This window comes from Pseudomonas fluorescens, assembly GCF_001307155.1.
Lineage (GTDB): Bacteria > Pseudomonadota > Gammaproteobacteria > Pseudomonadales > Pseudomonadaceae > Aquipseudomonas > Aquipseudomonas helvetica.
Window position 1 is genome coordinate 1,745,283 of record NZ_CP012830.1, and the last position, 22,788, is coordinate 1,768,070.

General features: G+C 57.7%; 21 protein-coding genes and 1 riboswitch. Of the genes, 11 read left to right on the forward strand and 10 right to left on the reverse strand.

Annotation, left to right across the window (positions count from 1 at the left end):
- Positions 1-382 precede the first annotated feature (382 nt).
- The 3 genes from AO353_RS07915 (at position 383) to AO353_RS07925 (ending at position 3,345) form a co-directional block, all read left to right on the forward strand.
- Entirely contained in the window at positions 383-757 is a 375-nt protein-coding gene (locus AO353_RS07915) for a hypothetical protein (RefSeq protein ID WP_054594415.1), read from the forward strand.
- Positions 758-1,001: 244 nt separating this feature from the next.
- Positions 1,002-1,361 carry a hypothetical protein gene (locus AO353_RS07920; RefSeq protein WP_054594416.1) on the forward strand — a complete coding sequence of 120 codons (360 nt, stop codon included), beginning with the start codon at positions 1,002-1,004 and terminating at the stop codon, positions 1,359-1,361.
- A gap of 1,159 nt (positions 1,362-2,520) precedes the next feature.
- Positions 2,521-3,345, forward strand: a complete 825-nt coding sequence (locus tag AO353_RS07925) for an aspartyl/asparaginyl beta-hydroxylase domain-containing protein (protein ID WP_054594417.1) — start codon at positions 2,521-2,523, stop codon at positions 3,343-3,345.
- Positions 3,346-3,446: 101 nt separating this feature from the next.
- Here the strand turns inward: AO353_RS07925 and fba are convergent, their stop codons facing one another.
- From fba to tkt, 6 genes are all read right to left on the reverse strand, one after another.
- Entirely contained in the window at positions 3,447-4,511 is a 1,065-nt protein-coding gene (gene fba, locus AO353_RS07930; protein WP_019694035.1) for a class II fructose-bisphosphate aldolase, read from the reverse strand.
- A gap of 294 nt (positions 4,512-4,805) precedes the next feature.
- Positions 4,806-5,138 (reverse strand): MliC family protein, encoded by a 333-nt coding sequence (locus AO353_RS07935; protein ID WP_054594418.1) that lies wholly within the window; start codon positions 5,136-5,138, stop codon positions 4,806-4,808.
- A gap of 59 nt (positions 5,139-5,197) precedes the next feature.
- Complete coding sequence (locus AO353_RS07940) at positions 5,198-5,419, reverse strand: hypothetical protein (protein ID WP_054594419.1); 222 nt, start codon at positions 5,417-5,419, stop codon at positions 5,198-5,200.
- Between the two features lie 34 nt (positions 5,420-5,453).
- Positions 5,454-6,617 carry a phosphoglycerate kinase gene (locus tag AO353_RS07945; RefSeq protein ID WP_054594420.1) on the reverse strand — a complete coding sequence of 388 codons (1,164 nt, stop codon included), beginning with the start codon at positions 6,615-6,617 and terminating at the stop codon, positions 5,454-5,456.
- A 25-nt stretch (positions 6,618-6,642) separates the two neighbouring features.
- On the reverse strand, positions 6,643-7,728 hold the full coding sequence (gene epd / locus AO353_RS07950) for an erythrose-4-phosphate dehydrogenase (RefSeq protein ID WP_054594421.1): 1,086 nt from the start codon (positions 7,726-7,728) through the stop codon (positions 6,643-6,645).
- Between the two features lie 190 nt (positions 7,729-7,918).
- Positions 7,919-9,916, reverse strand: coding sequence for a transketolase (gene tkt, locus AO353_RS07955; RefSeq protein WP_054594422.1), 1,998 nt, complete (start codon positions 9,914-9,916; stop codon positions 7,919-7,921).
- A gap of 273 nt (positions 9,917-10,189) precedes the next feature.
- Here tkt and AO353_RS07960 point away from each other — a divergent pair, with 273 nt between their 5' ends.
- From AO353_RS07960 to AO353_RS07975, 4 genes are all read left to right on the forward strand, one after another.
- A complete protein-coding gene (locus AO353_RS07960) occupies positions 10,190-11,185 on the forward strand; it encodes an ArsR/SmtB family transcription factor (protein ID WP_054594423.1) in 996 nt (331 codons plus the stop codon).
- An 18-nt stretch (positions 11,186-11,203) separates the two neighbouring features.
- Entirely contained in the window at positions 11,204-12,394 is a 1,191-nt protein-coding gene (gene metK / locus AO353_RS07965) for a methionine adenosyltransferase (protein ID WP_054594424.1), read from the forward strand.
- Positions 12,395-12,552: 158 nt separating this feature from the next.
- Positions 12,553-14,235, forward strand: coding sequence for an NAD-dependent DNA ligase LigB (ligB, locus tag AO353_RS07970; protein WP_054594425.1), 1,683 nt, complete (start codon positions 12,553-12,555; stop codon positions 14,233-14,235).
- A 95-nt stretch (positions 14,236-14,330) separates the two neighbouring features.
- The gene (locus AO353_RS07975; RefSeq protein WP_054594426.1) at positions 14,331-14,726 is read left to right on the forward strand and encodes a DUF1090 domain-containing protein; all 396 of its coding nucleotides are present in this window, start codon (positions 14,331-14,333) and stop codon (positions 14,724-14,726) included.
- A gap of 182 nt (positions 14,727-14,908) precedes the next feature.
- On the opposite strand, the gene AO353_RS07980 is transcribed toward AO353_RS07975, so the two are convergent.
- On the reverse strand, positions 14,909-15,358 hold the full coding sequence (locus AO353_RS07980; protein WP_054594427.1) for a c-type cytochrome: 450 nt from the start codon (positions 15,356-15,358) through the stop codon (positions 14,909-14,911).
- Positions 15,359-15,486: 128 nt separating this feature from the next.
- Here AO353_RS07980 and AO353_RS07985 point away from each other — a divergent pair, with 128 nt between their 5' ends.
- Positions 15,487-16,659: a murein transglycosylase A gene (locus tag AO353_RS07985; RefSeq protein WP_054594428.1), complete on the forward strand. Its 1,173-nt coding sequence runs from the start codon at positions 15,487-15,489 to the stop codon at positions 16,657-16,659.
- A gap of 74 nt (positions 16,660-16,733) precedes the next feature.
- Here the strand turns inward: AO353_RS07985 and AO353_RS07990 are convergent, their stop codons facing one another.
- Positions 16,734-17,117, reverse strand: coding sequence for an MAPEG family protein (locus AO353_RS07990; RefSeq protein WP_054594429.1), 384 nt, complete (start codon positions 17,115-17,117; stop codon positions 16,734-16,736).
- A gap of 35 nt (positions 17,118-17,152) precedes the next feature.
- Positions 17,153-17,986, reverse strand: a complete 834-nt coding sequence (locus AO353_RS07995; protein ID WP_054594430.1) for an EamA family transporter — start codon at positions 17,984-17,986, stop codon at positions 17,153-17,155.
- 198 nt (positions 17,987-18,184) lie between these two features.
- On the opposite strand from AO353_RS07995, the gene AO353_RS08000 reads away from it, so the two are divergent.
- A complete protein-coding gene (locus AO353_RS08000) occupies positions 18,185-19,354 on the forward strand; it encodes an MFS transporter (RefSeq protein WP_054594431.1) in 1,170 nt (389 codons plus the stop codon).
- Positions 19,355-19,530: 176 nt separating this feature from the next.
- On the opposite strand, the gene AO353_RS08005 is transcribed toward AO353_RS08000, so the two are convergent.
- Positions 19,531-19,935 carry an acyl-CoA thioesterase gene (locus AO353_RS08005; RefSeq protein WP_054594432.1) on the reverse strand — a complete coding sequence of 135 codons (405 nt, stop codon included), beginning with the start codon at positions 19,933-19,935 and terminating at the stop codon, positions 19,531-19,533.
- A 197-nt stretch (positions 19,936-20,132) separates the two neighbouring features.
- Positions 20,133-20,235, forward strand: a riboswitch (S-adenosyl-L-homocysteine riboswitch).
- A 22-nt stretch (positions 20,236-20,257) separates the two neighbouring features.
- Between AO353_RS08005 and ahcY the strand changes: the two genes are divergently transcribed.
- Both ahcY and metF read left to right on the forward strand, forming a co-directional pair.
- Positions 20,258-21,667, forward strand: coding sequence for an adenosylhomocysteinase (gene ahcY, locus AO353_RS08010; RefSeq protein WP_054594433.1), 1,410 nt, complete (start codon positions 20,258-20,260; stop codon positions 21,665-21,667).
- A gap of 192 nt (positions 21,668-21,859) precedes the next feature.
- Positions 21,860-22,705 (forward strand): methylenetetrahydrofolate reductase [NAD(P)H], encoded by an 846-nt coding sequence (gene metF, locus AO353_RS08015; protein ID WP_054594434.1) that lies wholly within the window; start codon positions 21,860-21,862, stop codon positions 22,703-22,705.
- Positions 22,706-22,788 lie beyond the last annotated feature (83 nt).

Sequence of the window (22,788 nt, forward strand, 5' to 3'; positions counted from 1 at the left end):
TCCTCAGTACGAGCCCCAGCACTTTATGAGAACCATGTTCTAATCGGGGGGTAAAGCGGCAGCCCCCCTTTTTTCGTTCATTATGAAGAACCTGTCTTTCGACTAGATACAGGTTTGGATAGCGACAAGAAAAAAGGGGGGGCTTGCGCTCGCCCATGCACTTTTTGCATAAAGATAAAATGTTTTCAAAACGCATTTATTATGCCCGCAAGCAATCCACGACTCGTATGTTCCAGGGGGGGTAAGACAGAGTTAGGACAAATTAATCAACTCTCACTCTACACCCTTTGCTCATAGAAAAAACATCAGCCCACTACCGTTAGAACGCTGATGTTCATGTAGTTCCAGCAGGTGACAACTGCCCCTTACAAGGAAATTCATCATGAATATTTACGAAGGTTTCGAAAGCTTAAGTGTAACGCTCAACACCGAACAGGGTGAAATAACGGGTAGTTTTCTGGGATACGATGAAAACCTAGCCTCTCACATAATGAACATTAACGGCGAAGCCGTCCCTGTCCTTGCAACCAGCATCATAGGTTTAATATCCACAGAGTCATTCACATACATTGACGAGGCCAACCACTCTACATTCAATGTAAACCTTCTAGAACCAGGCGCTACAGGCAACATACATTTCAGAAGTGCTCAGGTTACGTCCAGCGCGCAACAGAAATCTTCCAAAAATACCGAAGTCTATAAAGACTGGAACACACTGGAGTCAGCGTTAAAAATGAGCATGAAACCATCACGATGAATAACTCACTCTGATATTTCCGCACACAGATTCTTCTGAAGTTTACGAACCTCGTCCTTCAATCAGATACAGCAGGTCGAATTAAATCAATTACACTCCCTTCACACAGAAAGCTTCTTACTACAGATGGATCAATTAGCTGTTACGCAGAACAGCAGCCCCAAACAACAATGATTGTTACGTCCACCCAAAACCCTGACACAACAGCTCTAAAACCATTAACTTACATCATTGGAGAAATATCATGACAGCAGCACTTTCACCAGGACGCTACACCGGTGGCTGGGGAACCCTCTCTATATACATCGGGATAAACTCGGTACTTTATACATCTCTAAATACAGGTACTTTTTCCGGCAACTGTAACTACTACGGTGATTTCATCGATCTCACCGGCACGTTTGTGCTCAACGGCTCCGGCACCGCCGAAGGGGCAGAGATTAATATGCAGTCGATCCGCACAAGCGGCAACCGTGTCAAACAGCTCAGCATTGGATTTAAATCTATGGACCCAGCCTTCGAATTACTGGAAGGTTATCAACAGGTAACTTTTACAGACAATACGTTGGGCAATAGCACTATTGGTGTAAGGCGGATGCCCTAACCGTCATTCAGTATGACTTCTCATACTCTAAAGTGCCTTCTGCTTTTCTCAAGGCACTTTACGCATCATTATCACGCAACAATTTCACTACAACACATGGATAATTAACGCATTCACGACTGTGCCTTATCACCCCATCATGTAAAACTTCAAACCCGAGTACACCATAGGTTTCTTTGATGCTAGCGCTGTACAGTTGATGATCGCCGGCCACGAGGATTATTTTCCCCGTTCGCTCACGTCTTTAATGACAGGCCTGTGCCTTAGTCTCGGTATCATAGAGTCATTAAGCCCCTCCGCATTCCATTCAGCCTGTATCCCCGCAAACAGCCCTCTGTCTACGCGACATTGAACACTGTTGCTAACTACCGGAAGGGAGTAAACACTGACAAGATACTTTACAACCCAACCTGAACACAAACCGGCGCGAACGCAAACACCCCGAACAAGTCGAGGTATTTACCTAGAGTCACCATCAGTGCACTTTCACGCAGTCTAGTTCGGCATTTCTTGTTAGCACCGTTAAATATTAACAGCCTTGATTAACCTTTTCGACAAAACTCAAAATCTAGCTCAACCGATGATTAGCAACACTTCAAAAACCGCGCATACACCTTGATAGCGCCATAGCGTTAAAAACAGTAAGTTCTTGCAGGGAGTGACGTAAATTCACACCCGCTTTTGTTATTACATAGCCAAAAGAAAAACTAGATGGCTCATTCATAGAGTTCCCCCGCAAAGTTATTCCATGAAGACAACGCCAAGCCGTGGAGTTTTTCAGCCGGCCGCAAGGTTTTCACGCCAGTGCGACAGAAGCGTCGGTTACGCATACGTCCTACGCAATACCAGCCTTGTGCCTCGACGACCATGGTCCCAATGACCATCGCAACCCGGCATTTGCCACCAGGATCTGAATGCAGCCTTCAGAAAGCATTTCGGCCAGCGTTTGCCGCAGGTGCTGGGGTGAAGCAGGTGTAAATCTGTTTCAGGGCTGGGCACGTCAAAGAAAAAATTCACCCCGCCACATCTGAGAATCCTTTACAAATAATAAATATTTATTACACTTAACGACAGGAAAAATTCTTATTATCGCGAATAATACTGAGCCAATAGGTATTTTTCAAATCTATACCGCACCGCCTCAGGGGAACCGAGTTCCATGAACATTCGAGTCATCCGCAAAAAAGCAGTCTCGGCAATCACTATTCTCGCTATTGCTGCCATTATTTATTGCTTTCCGGTAGCCACTCTTTGGTTTGTTATTGTGCTCTGTGTTTGCGGCATCTATGACTTCCTGCGCAATGGCATTTTCGACAAAGACATCATCAAAAAGTATTTTATAGGCGGCGGCCGCAATACGTGGTTGCTTGCGCCTCTGAATACTTTTTTCGATCTACTGAGCAAGCCAAGCCGTTACGTTTACAAGTTGCGCGAGCTTCCCGAAAGCCATCAGCAAGACATCAACTACGTGATTGAAACCGCGATGGCTCACAAGGAAGAGATCATTGCATTCCTCGATGCGCGCATGGCCCAGAAAAAGCGTGGCATGTTGTTCTTCCAATGGTATGGCCGCAAGATCGATACCGAACTCAACATCCCCGCACTTCAGAAGAAACTGCCTTATATAAAGACCATCGGCGTATCGGTTTTCAATGAAAATCAGTCGACCTCCTTTCACTTCGGGCCATTGCGCATGATGTACCGCGTGCTCTACAACATCATGCCGGCCGCCCATCATGACGGTGTGTACATTCAGGTCAGGAAGCAAAAACACTACTGGCACGACGATCCGCTGTTCATCTTTGATGACACCCTGCTGCACGCCTCCTTCAACAAGAATGACGCCAAGCGCTACTGCCTGTTCCTCGACATACTGCGCCCGTCCTGGGTCTCTTTTATCCTGAACGGCATCGTCGCTTCGTTTGCAGGAGTTGCGTTTGCCTTGCGCCGATTCTTTTACAAAAACTGGAAACTTATTCAGTAAGCGTAAACAACAGGAAAAGCCTGCTTACTCCATCGCGATCACCCAATAAAAAACCCGCCTCTCGGCGGGTTTTTTTATGAGTGCAATTAAACGCTCAGGCCTTAGTTAACCTTGGCGTTCAACTCACCTTTCAAATAACGCTGGAACATCGCTTCCAACGAGATCGGTTTGATCTTCGAAGCATTACCGGCAGTCCCGAACGCTTCATAACGTGCGATGCACACGTCGCGCATGGCCGTTACAGTGGCGCCGAAGAATTTACGCGGATCGAATTCGCTCGGGTTGGTGGCCATCAGGCGACGCATCGCGCCAGTGGAGGCCAGACGCAGGTCGGTGTCGATGTTGACCTTGCGCACGCCGTGCTTGATGCCTTCGACGATTTCTTCAACCGGTACGCCGTAGGTTTCTTTGATGTCGCCGCCGTACTGGTTGATGATCGCCAGCCACTCTTGCGGTACCGAAGAAGAACCGTGCATCACCAGGTGGGTGTTCGGGATGCGTTTGTGGATTTCCTTGATACGGTCGATAGCCAGCACGTCGCCGGTGGGTGGCTTGGTGAACTTGTAAGCGCCGTGGCTGGTGCCGATGGCGATGGCCAGGGCGTCGACCTGGGTGCGTTTGACGAAGTCAGCGGCTTCTTCCGGGTCGGTGAGCATTTGGCTGTGATCGAGCACGCCTTCTGCACCGATACCGTCTTCTTCACCGGCCATGCCGGTTTCCAGCGAACCCAGGCAGCCCAGCTCGCCTTCTACCGATACGCCGCAGGCGTGAGCCATGGCCACGGTTTGTTGAGTTACACGGACGTTGTAGTCGTAGTCGGTCGGGGTCTTGCCGTCTTCGCCGAGGGAACCGTCCATCATCACCGAGCTGAAGCCCAGCTGGATCGAGCGCTGGCAGACGTCAGGGCTGGTGCCGTGGTCCTGGTGCATGCACACCGGGATGTGCGGGAATTCTTCGATCGCCGCCAGAATCAGGTGACGCAGGAATGGCGCGCCAGCGTATTTACGGGCGCCGGCCGAAGCCTGGACGATCACCGGGGAGTCAGTCTTGTCAGCGGCTTCCATGATGGCGCGCATCTGCTCAAGGTTGTTGACGTTGAAGGCTGGAACGCCGTAGCCGAACTCGGCTGCGTGGTCCAGCATCTGGCGCATGCTGATAAGTGCCATGGTGTGTGTCTCTCCCGGTTGAGGGTCGTTAATCGTGCAAGCCTGCCGTAGCGGCGGCTGCTATTCAAGTTAATGCAGATCGGGGGTAAGGCCGGCCTGCGAATCCGGTACAACATAAATCCTGTGTGTTACGAAGAACCCTGTGGCGAGCGAGCTTGCTCGCGCTCGGCTGCGAAGCAGTCGTAAACCAATTGACTCGGTCCTTCTGGATCGCTGAGTCGACTGGCTTTGTGACCGCTTCGCGCTCCAGCGGGAGCAAGCTCCCTCGCCACAAAAGCTCTGTGATCAGCGGTGTTACTTGGCTTTACAGCCGCGGCCGATCAAATCGTTGGTGGCGACCCAGTACACCAGGCCTTCGTCATCTTTTACGTGAAACGCCAACTGGTCGTCGCTGTACAGCGAACCAGAGCCTGCCGGATCAAGCTTCAAGCGATGAACCTGGTCGTCGCTGAGCCGCACATCCACGGTGTTGTGCGTGGCGTCGGTGTAGCGCCAGTGCACGGGGGCCTGGCTATCGCAAACCCAGTTCGTCCAATTATCGGACGCAACAGGCGACGACGCGAACGGGTTCATAGTGGCGCAACCGGCAAGTACTGCCAGCGACCCCACGGCTATCAAGCCTTTCATCCATTTTCCTCGGCAGTCGGCACACGCCAACTGCGCTGGGTATCAGTGAGTCAGACCGGTCAAGGGCAACCATGTTCCTTGGCCGGGGTCCGTGTCTCGTATTTATCCAGGCCATCCGGCCCGGAACGCTTGTTGAGCACCGGGTTGGTTTCGGCTTGCCAGTCGGCCTGGTAACAGCCTTTGTCCGGCGCGCCGGTATCCGATTCCTGCGCGGCTTTCGGGGTGCTCCCGCAGCCGGCCAGTACACCCGCTGCGATCAATGTCGCTAACGTCTTGACCATGTAAACACTCCTTTGCCTGGCCAATGGATGACCCTTAGGCCTTTGCGCGGCTTTCCAAGACTTCAACCGCTGGCAGCACTTTGCCTTCGACAAACTCGAGGAACGCGCCGCCGCCGGTAGAAATGTAGGAGATCTGCTCGGCAACACCATATTTATCGATGGCTGCCAGGGTGTCGCCGCCGCCCGCAATGGAGAACGCCGAGCTGTCTGCGATGGCCTGAGCCAGGACTTTGGTGCCGTTACCGAACTGGTCGAATTCGAATACGCCGACCGGGCCGTTCCACAGAATGGTTTTCGACGACTTCAGCAGCTCAGCGAATTGCGCTGCGGTCTGTGGGCCGATGTCGAGGATCATGTCGTCTGCTGCTACGTCGGCGATCAACTTGACGGTCGCGGTAGCGCTTTCGGCGAATTCCTTGGCAACCACCACATCGACTGGCAACGGCACGCTGACTTTGGCTGCGATGGCGCGGGCGGTGTCCAGCAGGTCTGGCTCGTACAGCGATTTGCCGACCGGGTGACCGGCAGCGGCCAGGAAGGTGTTGGCGATACCGCCACCGACGATCAGTTGGTCGCAGATCTGGCTCAGGCTGTTCAGCACGTCGAGTTTGGTCGAGACCTTGGAGCCGGCGACGATGGCTGCCATTGGCTGGGCCGGGGCGCCAAGGGCTTTGCCCAGTGCGTCCAGCTCGGCAGCCAGCAACGGGCCAGCCGCAGCGACTTTGGCGAACTTGGCCACGCCGTGGGTCGAACCCTCGGCACGGTGAGCGGTGCCAAAAGCGTCCATCACGAACACGTCGCACAGGGCCGCGTATTGCTTCGCCAGTTCGTCAGCGTTCTTTTTCTCGCCTTTGTTGAAGCGCACGTTCTCGAACAGCACGATGTCGCCGGCCTTGACGTCAACGCCGCCCAGGTAGTCGGAGACCAGCGGCACTTCACGGCCCAGGGCCTTGCTCAGGTAGTCAGCGACTGGCTTGAGGCTGTTCTCGGCCGAGAATTCACCCTCGGTCGGACGGCCAAGATGCGAGCAAACCATCACCGCCGCGCCTTTTTCCAGGGCCAACTTGATGGTCGGCAGCGAGGCCAGGATTCGCGCATCGCTGGTGACAACACCGTCCTTGACTGGGACGTTGAGGTCTTCGCGGATCAATACGCGCTTACCTTGCAGATCGAGGTCGGTCATCTTCAACACGGTCATGGGTCGCATTTCCTGGATAGCTGTTTTAGAGAGCAGGTTTTTTAGAAGCAGAGAGTTCAGAAACAGAGAGCTTGATAGCGGTTTGCAGATAGTGTCCTGCAACATCCAGCATTCGGTTGGCAAAACCCCATTCGTTGTCGAACCAGGCCAGTACGTTCACCAGCCTCGGGCCGGAAACACGGGTCTGACTGGCATCGACGATCGCCGAATGTGGGTCATGGTTGAAATCACAACTGGCATGAGGCAACTCGGTATAAGCCAAAAGCCCCTTGAGCGGGCCATAGGTGGCGGCCTCGCGCAGGATCCGGTTGACTTCACTCGCGTCAGTATCGGTAACGGTTTGCATCGTGATATCGAGGCATGACACGTTGACCGTCGGCACGCGTACAGCTTTGGCCTGAATTCGCCCGGCAAGTTCCGGCAACAAGCGTTCGATACCGCGCGCCAGGCCGGTGGACACCGGGATCACCGACTGGAACGCCGAACGGGTGCGGCGCAAGTCTTCGTGGTGGTAGGCGTCAATGACCGGCTGATCGTTCATCGCCGAGTGAATCGTGGTGATCGACACGTAGTCCAGGCCAAAAGCCTGATCCAGCAGACGCAACAGCGGCACGCCGCAGTTGGTGGTGCAGGACGCGTTGGACACCAGCAGTTCATCGCCGGTCAGGCATTCCTGATTGACGCCGTAGACGATGGTGGCGTCGACATCCGCTTCGCTGGCCATCGGCTGGGAAAACAGCACCCGCGGGGCGCCGGCGTCGAGGAAACGCTGGCCGTCTGCGCGCGTGTGGTAAGCACCGGAGCATTCAAGCACCAGATCGACGCCCAGCGACGCCCAATCGATGCCTTCGGGGGTGGCACTGCGCAGGACCTTCACGCAGTTGCCATTAATATGCAGACAGTCGCCCTCGACCCTGACCTCACCGGGAAAACGCCCGTGGGTGGAGTCGAAGCGTGTCAGGTATTCGACGCTGGCCATGTCAGCCAGATCGTTGATTGCCACAATTTCAAACCCGGCAGCCGCCCCTCGCTCGAACAAAGCACGCAAGACGCAACGACCAATCCGGCCGTAGCCGTTGAGTGCAACTTTGTAAGGACGCGGTTGAGGCATGGGGTTCTCGATTACCGTGGTGAATCCGTCAGTTCAACGTTGAATGTTCCATTGTCATCGTCGGAACGCCGCCCGGGGCAAGCCTTGCTCCTACGGACAGATGATTGCCACGGGATTCGGGCACGACATCAATCTGTAGGAGCAAGGCTTGCCCGCGATGGCTTCAGAACAGGCAATACTTCACCTGGACTTAGTCTTCCAGCAGCTCTTCAGCCTGACCCAGGATGTTTTCCAGGGTGAAGCCGAACTCTTCGAACAAGGCAGGCGCAGGCGCTGACTCTCCGTAGGTGGTCATGCCGATGACGCGACCTTCCAGGCCCACGTATTTGTACCAGTAGTCCGCGTGTGCGGCCTCGATGGCGATACGGGCGCTGACCTGCAACGGCAGAACCGCTTGCTTGTAGCCGGCATCCTGAGCATCGAACACGCTGGTGCATGGCATGGAAACCACGCGCACCTTGCGACCCTGTTCAGTCAGCTTGTCGTAGGCCTGAACGGCCAGGCCGACTTCCGAACCGGTGGAGATCAGGATCAGCTCAGGCTCGCCAGCGCAGTCCTTGAGCACATAACCACCACGGTTGATCAGTTCGATCTGCACCGCGTCACGGGTTTGGTGCTGCAGGTTCTGACGCGAGAAGATCAACGCTGTAGGGCCGTCTTTACGCTCCAGGGCGTTCTTCCAGGCCACTGCCGATTCAACGGCATCGGCTGGACGCCAGGTGTCGAGGTTCGGCGTGCAGCGCAGGCTGGCCAGTTGTTCGATTGGCTGGTGAGTCGGACCGTCTTCGCCCAGACCGATGGAGTCGTGGGTGTAGACGTGGATCACGCGCTGCTTCATCAGTGCGGACATGCGCACGGCGTTGCGGGCGTATTCCATGAACATCAGGAAAGTTGCGCCGTAAGGTACCAGGCCGCCGTGCAGGGCTACGCCGTTCATGATGGCAGTCATGCCGAACTCGCGAACGCCGTAGTACATGTAGTTGCCGCTGGCGTCTTCAGCGCTGACACCTTTGCAACCTTTCCACAGGGTCAGGTTGGAACCGGCCAGGTCAGCCGAACCGCCAAGCATTTCCGGCAGCAGCGGGCCGAACGCGTTCAGGGCGTTCTGGCTGGCTTTACGGCTGGCGATGGTTTCGCCCTTGGCTGCGACTTCAGCGATGTAGGCCGAGGCTTTTTCAGCGAAGTCTTCTGGCAGCTCACCGCTCAGACGACGGACCAGCTCGTTGGCCAGCTCCGGGAATTCGGCGGAGTAGGCAGCGAAACGCTGATCCCACTCGGCTTCGACAGCGCGACCGGCTTCCTTGGCGTCCCACTCGGCATAGATGTCGGCCGGGATTTCGAACGGGCCGTAGTTCCACTTCAGCGCAGTGCGGGTCAAGGCGATTTCCGCGTCACCCAGTGGGGCACCGTGGCAATCTTCCTTGCCTTGCTTGTTCGGCGAACCGAAGCCGATGGTGGTTTTGCAGCAGATCAGCGTCGGTTGCGCGCTTTTGCGTGCCGTCTCGATCGCGATCTTGATCTCTTCCGGGTCGTGACCGTCAACGTTGCGGATCACTTGCCAGTTGTAGGCTTCGAAACGCTTCGGGGTGTCATCGGTGAACCAGCCTTCGACTTCGCCGTCGATGGAGATGCCGTTGTCATCGTAGAAAGCGATCAGTTTGCCCAGGCCCAGGGTACCGGCCAGGGAGCTGACTTCGTGGGAAATGCCTTCCATCATGCAGCCATCACCCAGGAACACATAGGTGTGGTGATCGACAACGTTGTGACCTGGACGGTTGAACTGCGCCGCCAGGACTTTTTCTGCCAGGGCAAAGCCCACGGCGTTGGCCAGGCCCTGACCCAACGGGCCAGTGGTGGTTTCAACACCCGGGGTGTAACCGAGTTCCGGGTGGCCCGGGGTGCGGCTGTGCAGTTGGCGGAAGTTTTTCAGGTCATCGATCGACAGGTCATAGCCGGTCAGGTGCAGCAACGAGTAAAGCAACATCGAGCCGTGACCGTTGGACAGGATGAACCGGTCGCGGTCGGCAAACGATGGATTGCTCGGGTTGTGCTTGAGGTAGTCACGCCAAAGCACTTCGGCGATATCCGCCATACCCATAGGGGCACCGGGATGGCCGCTGTTGGCTTTTTGCACGGCATCCATGCTGAGGGCACGAATGGCGTTGGCACGCTCACGACGGCTGGGCATCGCTGTTCTCCTGCTGATACTGAATCGAGAGTGAATAAAACGAAACGGAAAAAAGGCGAGCATTTTCCCTCAGCGGACAGCCTCGGGGCAATGACAGATAGTCATCTGGAGACGTTTTTCCCACGGATAACGACGGTTTCGGGTGATGAAACCTTTCCGCTGTACGTTTGTAGAGTTAATCATCCCGTGAGAAGTGCCATCCATCGAGCAATATCAAAACTTTTTGATATTGCCCTTGCAGGGATTTCTACGCATCACTAGACTGCTGGCCTTATGAACTTACGCGTGCCTTCCATTCGTCATGACGATTGCGATGAGCTGGCGGCCTTGTGCAAGGCCGGCGGCGATCCGTTGCGGCTGAATGTTTTGCGCGCACTGGCCAACGATTCGTTCGGCGTGCTGGAGCTGGCGCAAATCTTCGCCACCGGCCAATCGGGCATGAGCCACCACTTGAAGGTGCTGGCCCAGGCTGAGCTGGTAGCGACCCGCCGTGAAGGCAACGCGATTTTTTACCGTCGCGCCCTGCCCCACACCGAATTGTTGGGCGGCAAGCTGCATGCAGCACTGCTCGACGAAGTGGACAACCTGACCCTGCCCAGCGATGTGCAGGCGCGGATCAGCCAGGTCCACGGACAACGAGCCGCTGCCAGCCAGGACTTTTTCTCACGGGTTGCGGAAAAGTTTCGCGCCCAGCAAGACTTGATCGCCGGCTTGGCGCAGTACCGTGAAAGCGTGCTGGCCCTGCTCGACAAGTTGAGCTTCAGCGAAGGTGCCACCGCGATTGAAGTCGGCCCCGGCGACGGCAGTTTTCTGCCGGAACTGGCGCGCCGCTTCAGTCAGGTCACAGCGCTCGACAATAGCCCGGCGATGCTCGAACTGGCGCGCCAGGTCTGCGAACGTGAAAAGCTGGCTAACGTCAGCCTGCAATTAGCCGATGCATTGGATGGCGTAAGCCTTGAGGCCAATTGCGTTGTACTGAACATGGTCTTGCACCATTTCGCCGCGCCAGCCGATGCGCTCAAGCACATGGCCGGCTTGCTGCAACCAGGCGGTAGCCTGTTAGTGACAGAGTTATGTAGCCACAACCAAAGTTGGGCCAAGGAGGCCTGCGGTGATCTTTGGTTGGGGTTTGAACAGGACGATTTGGCCCGCTGGGCCACCGCTGCGGGACTCGTTCCCGGGGAAAGCCTCTATGTAGGCTTACGTAATGGTTTCCAGATCCAGGTCCGCCACTTTCAGCGACCGGCTGGCGACACTCACCATCGGTAAATTCAGGAAAACATCGAGATGAGCGAATACTCCCTTTTCACCTCCGAGTCCGTGTCTGAAGGGCATCCGGACAAAATCGCCGACCAGATTTCTGATGCGGTGCTGGACGCCATCATTGCTGAAGACAAGTTCGCCCGTGTGGCGTGCGAGACTCTGGTGAAAACGGGCGTGGCGATCATCGCCGGCGAAGTCACCACCTCGGCCTGGGTCGATCTGGAAGACATCGTCCGCAACGTGATCCTCGACATCGGCTACAACAGCTCGAACGTCGGCTTCGACGGCGCGACCTGCGGCGTGATGAACATCATCGGCAAGCAGTCGCCCGACATCAACCAGGGTGTTGATCGTGCCAAGCCTGAAGACCAGGGCGCCGGCGACCAGGGCCTGATGTTCGGCTACGCCAGCAACGAAACCGACGTGCTGATGCCAGCACCGATCACCTTCTCGCACCAACTGGTTCAGCGCCAGGCCGAAGCCCGCAAGTCCGGCCTGCTGCCTTGGCTGCGTCCAGACGCCAAGTCGCAAGTGACCTGCCGCTACGAAAACGGCAAGGTTGTCGGTATCGACGCCGTTGTACTGTCGACCCAGCACAACCCGGAAGTATCCTACAAAGACCTGCGCGAAGGCGTGATGGAACTGATCGTCAAGCACGTACTGCCTGCCGAGCTGCTATCCAAGGACACCCAGTTCCACATCAACCCGACTGGCCAGTTCATCATCGGTGGCCCGGTGGGCGACTGCGGCCTGACCGGTCGCAAGATCATCGTTGACAGCTACGGCGGCATGGCCCGTCACGGCGGCGGCGCGTTCTCCGGTAAAGATCCATCGAAGGTTGACCGTTCGGCTGCCTACGCCGGTCGTTATGTGGCCAAGAACATCGTGGCTGCCGGCCTGGCCGAGCGTTGCGAGATTCAGGTTTCCTACGCCATCGGCGTCGCTCAGCCGACTTCGATTTCGTTGAACACCTTCGGCACCGGCAAGATCAGCGACGACAAGATCGTCAAACTGGTCCGCGAAGTGTTCGACCTGCGTCCATACGCAATCACCACCATGCTCGACCTGCTGCACCCGATGTACCAGGACACCGCTGCGTACGGCCACTTCGGTCGCACCCCGGAAATCAAAACCGTGGGCGACGATACGTTCACCACGTTCACCTGGGAAAAAACCGACCGCGCCGACGCCCTGCGCGCTGCTGCCGGCCTGTAAGACTTTCCTGGCTGCACAAAAAGCCCCGCACGGTTCGCCGTGCGGGGCTTTTTCATGGGCGCTGGTCCGGTCTGGACACACCCTGAAAACCACCAGCGCTCGCCAGCCTCCCTGCTGATCTAGCCTTCAGGCATCCCCCTCGAGCAAGGATGCTCATGATGCTGCCCACGCTTCGTCTGTTGATCGGTTTCTGGTTGATCGTTGCCTGCCTGAACGCCAACGCCAATAGCTGTCCCGACTGGCTCCCCATACGAGCCCAGGCCGAAATCACCGCGCTGCAAGCGCAAATCGAGCGCTGGGACGACAGCTATCACCGGCAAGGACACTCACTGGTCGCCGACGAAATCTACGACCAATCCCGTGCCCACCTCAAAGCTTGGCGAGCATGCTTTGGCGGGACCACAACACCTGAGAATCCGTTGCATGCCGCCCGCGGCACGGTTACCCATCCGATTCCCCACACCGGCCTCGAAAAGCTCATCGACGGGCGTGCCGTCGAAGCCTGGCTCAAGACACACGACGATATCTGGGTTCAGCCCAAAGTCGATGGCGTAGCGGTCACGTTGATTTACCGCGAGGGTCAGTTCCAGCAGGCGATCAGTCGTGGCGACGGTATCAACGGCCAGGACTGGACCGCCTCGGCGCGCAAGATCGCCGCCATCCCCCAGCAACTGCCGCAGTCACTGGACTTGCTGCTGCAAGGCGAACTCTATTGGCGCCTGACGGATCATGTGCAAGCCCAACGCGGCAGCCTGAACGCCCGCAGCGCCGTGGCCGGGTTGATGGCCCGTAAAGAGCTGAGCCCTGTGGACGCCAACAGGATCGGGCTATTTGTCTGGGATTGGCCACAAGGTCCGGCCAGCTTGCCGGAGCGCCTGCTCGCCCTGAAAGCATTGGGCTTCCCTGACAGTGAGTTCTACAGCCAACCCGTCGGCGCATTTGCCGATACTGAGCGTTGGCGCGATCACTGGTATCGCAGCCCCCTGCCGTTTGCCAGCGACGGTATTGTCTTGCGTCAGAGCCAACGTCCGGCGGCAGAGCGCTGGGAGGCGAAAACTCCGTTCTGGAGCGTGGCCTGGAAGTACCCTTTCGCCCAAGCGTTGGCTGAAGTGCGCAAGGTCAACTTCAAGATCGGGCGCACCGGACGCATCACCCCGGTGCTCGAGCTCGCTCCGGTCACGCTCGATGATCGACAGATCAAACGTGTCAGCGTGAGTTCGTTGCAGCGCTGGCAGGCCATGGACATTCGCCCCGGCGATCAGGTCGCCATCAGCCTTGCCGGGCTGACCATCCCGCGACTCGACAGGGTCGTGTTGCGCAGCACTGAACGACCCGAGGTGAACGCACCACGCGCAGAAGACTTTCATCACCTCAGCTGTTGGCAACCGACACCGGGCTGCGAAAGCCAGTTTCTCGCACGACTGACCTGGCTCAGTGGCAAGCAAGGCCTGGCGCTGCGCCATATCGGCCCCGGCACCTGGGAAAAACTGATCAGTGCCGGACGCCTCAAGGGTTTGCTCGATTGGTTGACCCTCGATGCCCAAGAGCTTGCTAACATTGACGGCTTCGGCGAGCGCAGCAGTGTCCGCTTGCTGAACAGCCTGCAAAGCGCCCGACAACAGCCCTTTTCACGCTGGCTGAAAGCATTGGGTTTGCCGCCTACCGGTGAGGCCAGTCTTGCAGACTCATGGCATTTACTGGTGCAACGAGACACTGAGCAATGGCAGACCGAAGCCGGAATCGGCCCGGGGCGCGCAGCGCAATTGAGCGCATTTTTTCGCGACCCACAGGTGCTGGCCTTGAGCGAACAATTACACGCTGCCGGGATAGACGGCTTTTAGCTATGCAGAAACCGGCAGTTTTGAACCCAATGAGTATCGATGCGCTCCAACAGCCCATCTGCTGCCGACCTGATGATTTTTTAAACGGAGCCTTTATGAAATTTCTTTCACCGCTCGCCATGTTGGTCCTTTGTGGCGTCATGGTGACACCGCTGATGGCTGCCGAAGAAACTCCGCAACTCACTGGCTGCGCCGCCAAGCGCCAGTCCATCAGTAACCAGATCGAACAGGCCAGGGCGCACAGCAATGCCGAGCAAAAGGCTGGCCTGGAAAAAGCCCTGAGCGAAGCCACCGAGCACTGCAACGACGCCTCCCTGAAGAAAGAGCGCGAGAACAAGGTGCTCGACGCCAAGCACGAAGTCAGCCGCCGTCAGGCCGACCTCGACAAGGCGATGAAACAGGGCGACGCCGAGAAGATCAACAAACGCAAAGACAAACTCGCCGAGTCCCGTAAGGAATTGCAGCGAGCGCTGGATGAGCTGGATAAGTAAATCCGAGATCAATGAGTGCAGCAGCTTTTGTGGCGAGGGAGCTTGCTCCCGCTCGGACGCGTAGCGTTCGCAATCAGGCTATCGCGATTTCCCGGGATAATCGCGATAACCGATGTTGGGGCGGCTTCGCCACCCAGCGGGAGCAAGCTCCCTCGCCACAGAGTTATCAGTTGAACCTGAAATCAGTGATCACGAAACTGTTTATGGCACGCACTACAGGCGTCTTCGACCTTCTGCACGGCCGGGCCCAGGTTACTGGCCTTGTACGGCTGAACCTGGCTGGCAATCACCAATTCACCGGTGGCGGCTTCAAGTGTGCGGGCCATTTCCTGGAAACGTGCCTGCTGCTGCCAGACACCGTCTTTGGCACTGGTGTTGCTGTCCTCACGAACCTGTGGGAAATGCTTCCACGGCTCATGGGACAAGGCGTCGAGCTTGACGGCGCCTGCGGTAAAACGCGGGCCATCGAACGGGATACGTCCCCGCAACATGCCGCCCAGGTCTTCGCCGGTCTTGAGCATTTGCTTGAAAATCGCCTTGCGCTGACCCAGCGGCGAGTTCGGATCGACACCGCCACAGGCGGACAGCGTCAGGCAGGCCAGCAATACAACAGAAAGTCTTTTAAGAGTCATGGTGGCTTCAGGTCACGGGAAACGGCGGCCAGTATCCTCGCGTCGTCGGTAAAGACCAATAGCCCTATTAACAATAAGGGTTGCCTGAACGCTGGAAGCGCTCGGGCAACCTGCACAGGAAATACCGCATGAACAGCCGTTTCAAGGCCTGGCGCAACACTCTGCTCTGGACCGTACCGATGGTCGCCCTGCTCGCCGGTTGCAACAGTGGCGACACCGCAAAACCACAAACCCACGCCATCGCCACCTATTCCAGCGCGACGTGGGAAGCTTTGCCGGCGGTATCTGATAATGACTTGCTGGCCGGCTTCGGTTCCTGGCGCAGCGCCTGTACCCGCCTGAAATCCGACCCGGTCTGGGGCGCGACCTGCGCAGCGGCCGCCAATGTGCCGCAAACCGCAGACGCCATCCGCGACTTTCTCAAGGAACAGCTGGCGGTCTACGGCCTGCGCTCCTCCAGCGGCAATGCGAATGGCTTGATCACCGGCTATTACGAGCCGGTCTATCCGGGCAGCCTGACGCAGAACCCGGTGGCCAATGTGCCGGTTTACGGTGTACCGGACGACATGATCATCGTCTCGCTCGAGAGCATTTACCCCGAACTCAAAGGCAAGCGCCTGCGCGGTCGCCTTGAAGGCCGGGTGCTCAAGCCTTACGACGATGCCGCTGCGATTGAAACCAAAGGGGTCAAGGCGCCGGTGCTGGCGTGGCTGACCGATCCGATGGACCTGCAGTTTCTACAAATCCAGGGCTCGGGCCGCATTCAGCTGGAAGATGGCCGCCAACTGCGCATCGGTTATGCCGACCAGAACGGTCACCCGTACCGCCCAATTGGCCGCTGGCTGGTGGATCAGGGCGAACTGAAGAAGGAAGACGTGACCATGGGCGCCATCAGTGCCTGGGCCAAGGCCCACCCGACGCGCATTCCTGAACTGCTCGGCAGTAACCCGAGCTACGTGTTCTTCAGCCGCAATCCTGACAGCAACGAAGGCCCGCGCGGCTCGCTGAACGTGCCGCTGACCTCGGGTTACAGCGTGGCGGTGGATCGCAAGGTGATTCCGCTGGGCAGTCTGCTGTGGTTATCCACGACCCGCCCTGATGGCAGCGCACTGGTACGCCCCGTCGCCGCACAGGACACCGGTGGCGCGATCACCGGCGAAGTTCGCGCCGACCTGTTCTGGGGCACCGGCGATGCCGCCGGGCAACTGGCCGGCGACATGAAACAGCAAGGGCAAATCTGGATGCTCTGGCCAAAAGGCGCGGCACTACCGCAACTGCCGCAGGTGACCGACACAAAGTAAGTCGCACCCAATACGCTGTTGATTCCTGTAGCAGCTGGCGAAGCCTGCTGCTACAAAAACGGTTCCGCATCGCGTCAGATCGACACAAAAAAGAAGGCGGCAATCAATCCCATGCCGACAAACCACACCAGCGAACGCAGGATCGCCCAGTCTGCCAGGTAGCAGATGATGTAAAGCAGGCGGCTGGTGATGAACAGCACCGACAGCACGTTGATCGTCACCAGTTCGGCATTGCCGACCAGGTGCGCGACGATGACCGCGGCGGCAAACGCCGGGGTGACTTCAAAGCTGTTCAACTGGGCCCAATGGGCACGCTTGGCAAACCCGTCGAGGGATTCAAGGAAGTCTCGCGGATCATGATTGTCCTGAAGCCCGAACTTGCCGCCGATCCTGGCAATGGCGGTGCAAACGTACGGCAAGAAAATCGCGATCAATACACACCACAGGGCAACGTTCATTGCAGATTCCTTTTTAGAGTTTCGTAAACGCTCGCTCAGAACTTCATCACGAACATGCCGGCCAGTACCAGCCCACAAGCCAAGAGCCTGGGCCTGCCGAAAGGTTCCTTGAGGTAACGCATGCCAAACAGCACCACCAGAATCACACTGATCTCGCGCAACGCCGCCGCTTCGGCAATTGACCCCAACTGCATGGCCCAGAGCACCAAAGCGTAGCTGAACAACACGCAGAACCCGACGCTCAACCCCAGTCGCCACTGCTCACGCCAGAACAGCATAAAAGCCGGACGCTTGCGCACCAGTGCCAACAGCGGAAACGGCCAGGCACTGAGCAGCGTCACCCAGACCAGGTAATCGAGCGGGTGCGACCAGCGCCGCAACGCCTGCCCATCGATAAAGGTGTAGCCGCCAATGCACAAGCCGATCAGCACCACTACCGGCAACATCGACCACGGCAAACGCTCCCCGCCACCGCCCTGCCAAAGCAGGCACAGCATGCCGAACGGGATCAGCAAAATGCCGAGGATCTGCTGGGTCGTCAGCACTTCGCCAGCAAAAATCAGTGTCAACGCCAGAACCACCAACGGCGACAAACCGCGCATCAGCGGATAGACCAGCCCAAGATCGCCGACCCGATAGGCCTGGATCAGCAGATACCGGTAGAGCAACTCGAAGGCCGCCGAAGCGAGTATCCACGGCCAGATATCCATCGGTGGCAGCGCGACGAAACCCAGCATCAGCGCGACAAACAGCATCGCGACACTGTCCATGCAGGCCACGACCAATAACCGCTCAGCACTGAACTTGATCAGGGTATTCCAGGCTGCGTGCAACAACGCCGCCACCAACACCAGAATCGTCGCAAGCACCCTGCTCTCCTTGCCCGCATCAACCGAATTGATTCGCCATATGTCAGCAGCTGTTTATACTGCAACCGACCACGCCGCACTCAGTTGCGCACATACTTATTCCAATAAATTTCTGCTGCTACCCGATCCTCACGGAGCCGGGGGCTCGCATGCGTATGCCTGATCAGAGCGTCAAGACTACCGACAGAGACCTTGCGCATGCCACTCGCCTTGTTTGCACTGGCTGTTGCCGCCTTCGGCATCGGCACCACTGAATTCGTCATCATGGGCTTGCTGCCCGATGTCGCCCGCGACCTTGCCGTAAGCATTCCCGAGGCCGGCCTGCTGATTACCGGCTACGCCCTGGGCGTGGTGTTCGGCGCGCCGATCCTCGCGGTCGGGACGGCCAACATGCCACGCAAAGCCACGCTGCTGGGCATGACGCTGATGTTCATCCTTGGCAACATGCTCTGCGCACTCGCCCCGAACTACGCCACATTGATGGCCGCACGGGTGATTACTGCGTTGTGCCACGGTGCATTCTTCGGCATCGGTTCAGTGGTCGCTGCAGGTTTAGTGGCACCGAACAAGCGCGCCCAGGCAATTGCGATGATGTTCACCGGCCTGACCCTCGCCAACGTACTCGGCGTACCGCTGGGCACCGCGCTCGGGCAATACGCCGGCTGGCGCTCGACCTTCTGGGCGGTGTCGGTGATCGGCGTGATCGCGGCCATCGCCCAGTGGGTCTGGTTGCCGAAAGAGATCGCCATGGACAAAGCCAACCTGGCCAGCGAATTCAAGGTACTGGGCAAAACCAATGTGCTGCTGGCGTTGGGCATGAGCGTGCTGGCGTCGACCAGCCTGTTCAGTGTCTTCACCTACATCGCACCGATCCTGCAGGACATTACCGGCGTCAGCCCGCACGGCGTGACCATCATGCTGCTGTTGTTCGGCGTGGGCTTGACCGCTGGCAGCATGCTCGGCGGACGCCTGGCCGACAGCCGTTTGCTGCCGTCATTAGTCGGCATGGCCCTCGCCGTCGTGCTGGTGCTGGCGGCGTTCAGCCAGACCAGCCACTCGGTGATCCCGGCCGCCATCACCCTGGTACTGTGGGGTGTGTTCGCCTTCGCACTATGCCCGATCCTGCAACTGCTGATCATCGACCAGGCTCATGAGGCGCCGAACCTGGGTTCGACGCTAAACCAGAGCGCCTTCAACCTGGGCAATGCCGCCGGAGCGTGGATCGGCGGACTGGTCGTCGCCAGCGGTGCCAACCTTGCAGACCTGCCATGGACCGGCGCACTGGTCAGCGGCTTGACCGTGCTGACGGCGCTGTTCTTTATCTACCTGCAACGCCGCGAAGCGGCAACGGCCAACGTCCCCGGCTGAGCTTTAGATAATCTGTGCAACGATACAAAACCCTTGTGGCGAGGGAGCTTGCTCCCGCTGGGGCGCGCAGCGGCCCTAAATCCTGCAATCGAGTTTTGTCAGACACAACGCATTAATCGATCTGCGACCGCTTCGCGGCCGAGCGGGAGCAAGCTCCCTCGCCACAGGGGCCGCGGTCATTCGACGGCGGCGTCGTCCTGGAACTGGTCCTTGACGTACTTGATCTCGGTCCGGCCATGTGGCGTCGGCAAGCCGTCTTCGCCCAGGTTGACGAAGACCATCTTCTCGACCGTCAGGATGCTTTTGCGGGTGATCTTGTTGCGCACTTCGCACGTCAGGGTGATCGAGGTACGACCGAACTCGGTGGCCGTGATACCCAGCTCGATGATGTCGCCCTGGCGCGAGGCACTGACGAAGTTGATTTCGGAAATGTACTTGGTGACCACGCGCTGGTTGCCCAGCTGGACGATTGCGTAAATGGCGGCCTCTTCGTCGATCCAGCGCAGCAGGCTACCGCCGAACAGCGTGCCGTTGGGGTTAAGGTCTTCGGGTTTTACCCATTTGCGGGTGTGGAAATTCATGCTCGCTCCTGACCGTCTTGCCGATTGATGCCGGCATCATGGCAGACCATGCAGTCATGCTCCATGAGGCTTCGACTATGGTCGCCATTAGCGATCTTCATTTGGCCGACAGAAACCCTTTGGAAGTCTGGCCCAGACGGCTATAATCGCCCCCGTTTCAAAACGGTCATCTTCGATTGATACCGTTTTCCCGCCACCTGTCCGAGGGGCGCTGCAGCAGGTTCGACCTGTCAGGCTCGGATGGGGCGTTGCCCGGCCATGATCGGCTGGACACTAAACGCACAACGGCGCCCATTCGCATACTTACGAATGGAGGCTCTTCATGAGCGCTGTAATCACGCCTGCAGATTTTAACGACTACAAAGTTGCCGACATGTCCCTGGCTGCCTGGGGCCGTCGTGAAACCATCATCGCCGAATCGGAAATGCCGGCCCTGATGGGTCTGCGCCGCAAGTACTCCGTCGAGCAACCGCTCAAGGGCGCGAAGATTCTCGGCTGCATCCACATGACCATTCAGACTGCCGTGCTGATCGAAACCCTGGTTGCCCTGGGTGCCGAAGTACGCTGGTCGTCCTGCAACATTTTCTCGACTCAGGATCAGGCCGCCGCTTCGATCGCCGCTGCCGGCATCCCGGTATTCGCCTGGAAGGGCGAGACTGAACAAGAGTACGAGTGGTGCCTGGAGCAAACCATCCTCAAGGATGGCCAGCCTTGGGATGCCAACATGATCCTCGACGATGGCGGCGACCTGACCGAGCTGCTGCACAAGAAGTACCCACAAGTACTGGACCGCGTTCACGGCGTCACCGAAGAAACCACCACCGGCGTTCACCGCCTGCTGGACATGCTGGCCAAGGGCGAGCTGAAAATCCCGGCCATCAACGTCAACGACTCGGTGACCAAGAGCAAGAACGACAACAAGTATGGCTGCCGTCACAGCCTGAACGACGCGATCAAGCGCGGTACCGACCACCTGCTGTCCGGCAAGCAAGCGCTGGTCATCGGTTACGGTGACGTGGGCAAGGGTTCGGCCCAGTCCCTGCGTCAGGAAGGCATGATCGTCAAAGTCTCCGAAGTTGACCCGATCTGCGCCATGCAAGCCTGCATGGACGGTTTCGAACTGGTTTCGCCGTTCATCGACGGTATCAACAACGGTACCGAAGCGAGCATCGACAAGGCCCTGCTGGGCAAGATCGACCTGATCGTGACCACCACCGGTAACGTCAATGTTTGCGATGCGAACATGCTCAAAGCCCTGAAGAAACGCGCCGTGGTCTGCAACATCGGTCACTTCGACAACGAAATCGACACGGCTTTCATGCGCAAGAACTGGGCATGGGAAGAAGTGAAGCCACAGGTTCACAAGGTTCACCGTACTGGCGCGGGCGATTTCGACCCACAGAACGACGACTACCTGATCCTGCTGGCCGAAGGCCGTCTGGTTAACCTGGGCAACGCCACTGGCCACCCAAGCCGCATCATGGACGGTTCGTTCGCCAACCAGGTCCTGGCGCAGATCTTCCTGTTCGGCCAGAAGTACGCCGACCTGTCGCCAGCCCAGAAAGCCGAGCGCCTGACCGTTGAAGTACTGCCGAAGAAACTCGACGAAGAAGTGGCCCTGGAAATGGTCCGCGGTTTCGGTGGCGTGGTCACTCAACTGACCAAGCAACAGGCTGAATACATCGGCGTGACCGTCGAAGGCCCGTTCAAGCCGCACGCTTACCGCTACTGATAGGCACAGACTGTCCGCTCCCCTGTGGGAGCGGGCTTATGTAGGAGCCCTGTTTACTGTAGGAGCAAAGCTTGCTCGCGATAGCATCACCACGGTGTTCCTGAAACACCGCGGCGCTTGCATCGCGAGCAAGCTTTGCTCCTACAGTGAGCGCGGCGCCTACAAGGCTTACGAGTTTCAAAGGGTATTCCTATGTCCCAAGACCGCCGCTACAGCTTCGAGTTCTTCCCGACGAAGACCGATGCCGGGCATGAAAAGCTCATCGCCACTGCCCGTCAGCTGGCCACGTACAACCCCGATTTCTTCTCCTGCACCTATGGCGCTGGTGGTTCGACTCGTGATCGAACCCTCAACACCGTGTTGCAGCTCGAAAGCGAAGTCAAAGTTCCTGCCGCACCGCATCTGTCTTGCGTGGGCGACAGCAAGGCTGACTTGCGCGGCCTGCTGGCTCAATACAAGGCGGCCGGCATCAAGCGGATCGTTGCTTTGCGCGGTGACCTGCCTTCAGGCATGGGCATGGCCAGCGGCGAATTGCGCCATGCCAATGACCTGGTGAGCTTCATTCGTGAAGAGACCGGCGATCACTTCCACATCGAAGTCGCCGCTTACCCGGAAATGCACCCGCAAGCACGCAACTTCGAAGACGATCTCACCAATTTCGTGCGCAAGGCCAACGCCGGCGCCAACAGTGCGATCACCCAGTACTTCTTCAACGCCGACAGCTACTTCTACTTCGTCGAGCGTGTACAGGCGATGGGCGTGAACATCCCGGTTGTTCCGGGCATCATGCCGATCACCAACTACAGCAAGCTGGCACGCTTCTCCGACGCCTGCGGTGCGGAAATCCCGCGCTGGGTCCGCAAACAGCTGGAAGCCTACGGTGACGACACCCAAAGCATTCAGGGTTTCGGCGAGCAGGTGATCACCGAAATGTGTGAACGTTTGTTGCAAGGCGGCGCACCAGGGCTGCATTTCTATACCCTGAACCAGGCCGAACCTAGCCTGGCCGTCTGGAACAATCTGAAACTGCCACGCTGAAACAGGCGTAGCATTCAGAACGAGGCCCTGGCGAAACCCAGGGCCTTTTTTTTCATTCTCCCAATTCGCCAGGGATGATCGCA

Excerpts from the sequence above, each read along its gene's own strand:
- metF (WP_054594434.1), top strand. The coding sequence starts at position 21,860 with ATGTCCCAAGACCGCCGCTACAGCTTCGAGTTCTTCCCGACGAAGACC.
- AO353_RS07935 (WP_054594418.1), bottom strand. The coding sequence starts at position 5,138 with ATGAAAGGCTTGATAGCCGTGGGGTCGCTGGCAGTACTTGCCGGTTGC.
- fba (WP_019694035.1), bottom strand. The coding sequence starts at position 4,511 with ATGGCACTTATCAGCATGCGCCAGATGCTGGACCACGCAGCCGAGTTC.
- AO353_RS07960 (WP_054594423.1), top strand. The coding sequence starts at position 10,190 with ATGAACTTACGCGTGCCTTCCATTCGTCATGACGATTGCGATGAGCTG.
- metK (WP_054594424.1), top strand. The coding sequence starts at position 11,204 with ATGAGCGAATACTCCCTTTTCACCTCCGAGTCCGTGTCTGAAGGGCAT.
- ahcY (WP_054594433.1), top strand. The coding sequence starts at position 20,258 with ATGAGCGCTGTAATCACGCCTGCAGATTTTAACGACTACAAAGTTGCC.
- AO353_RS07915 (WP_054594415.1), top strand. The coding sequence starts at position 383 with ATGAATATTTACGAAGGTTTCGAAAGCTTAAGTGTAACGCTCAACACC.
- AO353_RS07975 (WP_054594426.1), top strand. The coding sequence starts at position 14,331 with ATGAAATTTCTTTCACCGCTCGCCATGTTGGTCCTTTGTGGCGTCATG.
- tkt (WP_054594422.1), bottom strand. The coding sequence starts at position 9,916 with ATGCCCAGCCGTCGTGAGCGTGCCAACGCCATTCGTGCCCTCAGCATG.
- AO353_RS07990 (WP_054594429.1), bottom strand. The coding sequence starts at position 17,117 with ATGAACGTTGCCCTGTGGTGTGTATTGATCGCGATTTTCTTGCCGTAC.
- epd (WP_054594421.1), bottom strand. The coding sequence starts at position 7,728 with ATGCCTCAACCGCGTCCTTACAAAGTTGCACTCAACGGCTACGGCCGG.
- AO353_RS07920 (WP_054594416.1), top strand. The coding sequence starts at position 1,002 with ATGACAGCAGCACTTTCACCAGGACGCTACACCGGTGGCTGGGGAACC.
- ligB (WP_054594425.1), top strand. The coding sequence starts at position 12,553 with ATGCTGCCCACGCTTCGTCTGTTGATCGGTTTCTGGTTGATCGTTGCC.
- AO353_RS07925 (WP_054594417.1), top strand. The coding sequence starts at position 2,521 with ATGAACATTCGAGTCATCCGCAAAAAAGCAGTCTCGGCAATCACTATT.
- AO353_RS07985 (WP_054594428.1), top strand. The coding sequence starts at position 15,487 with ATGAACAGCCGTTTCAAGGCCTGGCGCAACACTCTGCTCTGGACCGTA.
- AO353_RS08000 (WP_054594431.1), top strand. The coding sequence starts at position 18,185 with ATGCCACTCGCCTTGTTTGCACTGGCTGTTGCCGCCTTCGGCATCGGC.
- AO353_RS07940 (WP_054594419.1), bottom strand. The coding sequence starts at position 5,419 with ATGGTCAAGACGTTAGCGACATTGATCGCAGCGGGTGTACTGGCCGGC.
- AO353_RS08005 (WP_054594432.1), bottom strand. The coding sequence starts at position 19,935 with ATGAATTTCCACACCCGCAAATGGGTAAAACCCGAAGACCTTAACCCC.
- AO353_RS07980 (WP_054594427.1), bottom strand. The coding sequence starts at position 15,358 with ATGACTCTTAAAAGACTTTCTGTTGTATTGCTGGCCTGCCTGACGCTG.
- AO353_RS07945 (WP_054594420.1), bottom strand. The coding sequence starts at position 6,617 with ATGACCGTGTTGAAGATGACCGACCTCGATCTGCAAGGTAAGCGCGTA.